Source organism: Pseudomonas agronomica, assembly GCF_025917275.1.
Taxonomy (GTDB): Bacteria; Pseudomonadota; Gammaproteobacteria; order Pseudomonadales; family Pseudomonadaceae; genus Aquipseudomonas; species Aquipseudomonas agronomica.
The window spans coordinates 1-3,132 of the sequence record NZ_JAOSHO010000543.1 but is presented as its reverse complement, the minus strand read 5'-3'; the positions used below and the strand labels follow the sequence as shown (position 1 = coordinate 3,132).

Annotated in this window: 4 protein-coding genes; all 4 read left to right on the top strand. The window is 61.6% G+C overall.

The features are described from left to right. Positions 1-357: cytosine permease (locus OC610_RS24175; RefSeq protein WP_264431452.1), on the top strand; the 357-nt coding region annotated here is incomplete at its 5' end. Between the two features lie 70 nt (positions 358-427). Then, complete coding sequence (locus tag OC610_RS24170; protein WP_264431450.1) at positions 428-1,396, top strand: ABC transporter substrate-binding protein; 969 nt, start codon at positions 428-430, stop codon at positions 1,394-1,396. Between the two features lie 71 nt (positions 1,397-1,467). Beyond that, the gene (locus OC610_RS24165) at positions 1,468-2,319 is read left to right on the top strand and encodes an ABC transporter permease (RefSeq protein ID WP_264431448.1); all 852 of its coding nucleotides are present in this window, start codon (positions 1,468-1,470) and stop codon (positions 2,317-2,319) included. Further along, the coding region (locus OC610_RS24160) for a quaternary amine ABC transporter ATP-binding protein (RefSeq protein ID WP_264431446.1) at positions 2,316-3,132 on the top strand (817 nt) is incomplete at its 3' end. The genes OC610_RS24165 and OC610_RS24160, both read left to right, overlap by 4 nt.

The following is a 3,132-nucleotide window of genomic DNA, read 5'->3' as shown; positions in this document are numbered from 1 at the left end:
AGCGCGATCAACCTGGTGGACTACTACTGCATCACTCGCGAGCGCTATGACGTGCCGGCACTGGCCGATCCGAACGGCCGCTACGGTCGTTGGAACATCCTTGGCATCAGCGTCTATGTCTTCGGGGTACTGGTTCAGTTGCCGTTCATCGCCACCAAGTTCTATACCGGTCCGCTGGTGGCCGCCATGGGCGACGTGGATATTTCCTGGATTATCGGCCTGGTGCTTCCCGCAGGCGTGTATTACCTCGCCGCGAAGAAGTGGCACAGCGCAGTACCCGATCAATTGATCCTGCCAGTCGAGCAGGACGCGGTTGACGCACAACCGAGCAGGGCGGGCCGCATCCAAGCGGTCTGATGGGACGTTGACAGGGCTGGATGCCTCTTGACTGCCGTAAGCCAATCCAACTGATTAGGAGCGTCACATAATGAAGTCGAACAAGACCCTGCTGACCGCACTGCTTTCCATGGGCCTGCTGGCCACCGCCGGCGCCACGCAAGCGGCCGGTTGGTGCGAGTCGGGTAAACCGGTGAAGTTCGCCGGCCTGAACTGGGAAAGCGGCATGCTGCTGACCGACGTCCTGCAAGTGGTGCTGGAAAAAGGCTACGACTGCAAGACCGACAGCCTGCCAGGCAACTCCATCACCATGGAGAACGCCCTGAGCAGCAACGACATCCAGGTGTTTGCCGAAGAGTGGGTCGGCCGCAGTGAAGTGTGGAACAAGGCCGAGAAGGCCGGCAAAGTGGTCGGCGTCGGCGCGCCAGTGGTGGGCGCCATCGAAGGCTGGTACGTGCCGCGCTACGTGGTTGAAGGCGACGCCAAGCGCAAGCTCGAAGCCAAGGCGCCGGGCCTGAAGAACATCGCCGACCTGGGCCAGTACGCCGCCGTGTTCAAGGACCCGGAAGAACCGTCCAAGGGCCGTTTCTACAACTGCCCGGCCGGTTGGACCTGCGAGCTGGACAACAGCGAAATGCTGAAGAGCTACGGCCTGGAAAAAAACTACACCAACTTCCGCCCAGGCACCGGCCCGGCTTTGGATGCGGCCGTGTTGTCGAGCTACAAGCGTGGCGAACCGATCCTGTTCTACTACTGGTCGCCAACGCCGCTGATGGGCCAGGTGGACCTGGTGAAACTGGAAGAAAAACCGGGCGTGGATAAAAGCGTGAGCATCAAGGTCGGCCTGTCCAAGACCTTCCACGACGAAGCCCCGGAACTGGTGGCGGTGCTGGAAAAGGTCAACCTGCCCATCGATATCCTGAACCAGAACCTTGGGCGCATGGCCAAAGAGCGGATCGAGTCGCCGAAGCTGGCGAAGATCTTCCTGAAGGAACATCCTGAAGTCTGGCATGCGTGGGTCAGCGAAGACGCTGCCAAGAAAATCGACGCGGCTCTGTAGGTCGAATATTTCCCGGCCAACCCATGGGCTGGCCGGGACATTCACCGCATCCACCTGATCGAGAGTCTCTTATGTTTCCCGAAAGCTTTACCTTCTCCATCGCCGACTGGGTCAACGGTTGGGTCGACGCCCTGGTGACCAACTATGGCGACGTGTTCCGGCACATCTCCGATACGCTGCTGTGGGCCATCGTCAACCTCGAAGGCCTGCTGCGCATGGCGCCCTGGTGGCTGATGCTGGCCATTGTCGGCGGCGTTGCCTGGCACGCCACACGCAAGGTCATCGCTACGGCGGTGATCGTTGGCCTGCTGTTCCTGGTGGGCGCGGTGGGCCTGTGGGACAAGCTCATGCAGACCCTCGCCCTGATGCTGGTGGCGACGCTGATTTCGGTGATGATCGGCATTCCGCTGGGCATCCTCTCGGCGCGCAGCAATCGCCTGCGCTCGGTGCTGATGCCGTTGCTGGACATCATGCAGACCATGCCGAGCTTCGTGTACCTGATTCCGGTGTTGATGCTGTTCGGCCTGGGCAAGGTCCCGGCGATCTTCGCCACGGTGATCTACGCCGCGCCACCGTTGATTCGCCTGACCGACCTGGGCATCCGCCAGGTGGACGGCGAAGTGATGGAAGCCATCAACGCCTTCGGCGCCAACCGCTGGCAGCAGCTGTTCGGCGTGCAACTGCCCCTGGCCTTGCCGAGCATCATGGCCGGGATCAACCAGACCACCATGATGGCCCTGTCGATGGTGGTCATTGCCTCGATGATCGGTGCCCGTGGCCTGGGTGAAGACGTGCTGGTGGGCATCCAGACCCTCAACGTCGGGCGTGGCCTGGAAGCGGGGCTGGCCATCGTGATTCTCGCCGTGGTCATCGACCGCATTACCCAGGCCTATGGTCGTCCTCGGCATGAGGTGAGCAAATGAGCAACGCAGCCATCAGCAAGATCGAAGTCAAGAATGTCTTCAAGATTTTCGGCAACCGCTCCAAGGAAGCCCTGGAGCTGATCCGCCAGAACAAGACCAAGGATCAGGTGCTGGCCGAAACCGGCTGCGTGGTCGGCGTGAACGACCTGTCGCTGAGCATAGGCACCGGTGAAATCTTCGTGATCATGGGCCTGTCCGGCTCCGGCAAGTCCACCCTGGTGCGCCACTTCAACCGACTGATCGACCCTACCAGCGGCGCGATCCTGGTGGACGGCGAAGACATCCTGCAACTGGACATGGACGCCCTGCGCGAATTTCGCCGGCACAAGATCAGCATGGTCTTCCAGAGCTTCGGCCTGCTGCCCCATAAGAGCGTGCTGGACAACGTCGCCTACGGCTTGAAAGTGCGCGGCGAGAGCAAGCAGGTGTGCGCCGAGCGTGCGCTGCACTGGATCAACACCGTCGGCCTGAAAGGCTACGAAAACAAATACCCGCACCAGCTCTCCGGCGGCATGCGCCAGCGCGTCGGCCTGGCCCGGGCGCTGGCGGCGGACACCGACATCATCCTGATGGACGAAGCCTTCAGCGCCCTCGACCCGCTGATCCGCGCGGAAATGCAGGATCAGTTGCTGGAGCTGCAAAAGACCCTGCACAAGACCATCGTCTTCATCACCCACGACCTCGACGAGGCCGTGCGCATAGGCAATCGCATTGCGATCCTCAAGGACGGCAAGCTGATCCAGGTCGGCACGCCCCGGGAGATCCTGCACTCGCCGGCGGATGAGTATGTCGATCGGTTTGTGCAGCGCAGGG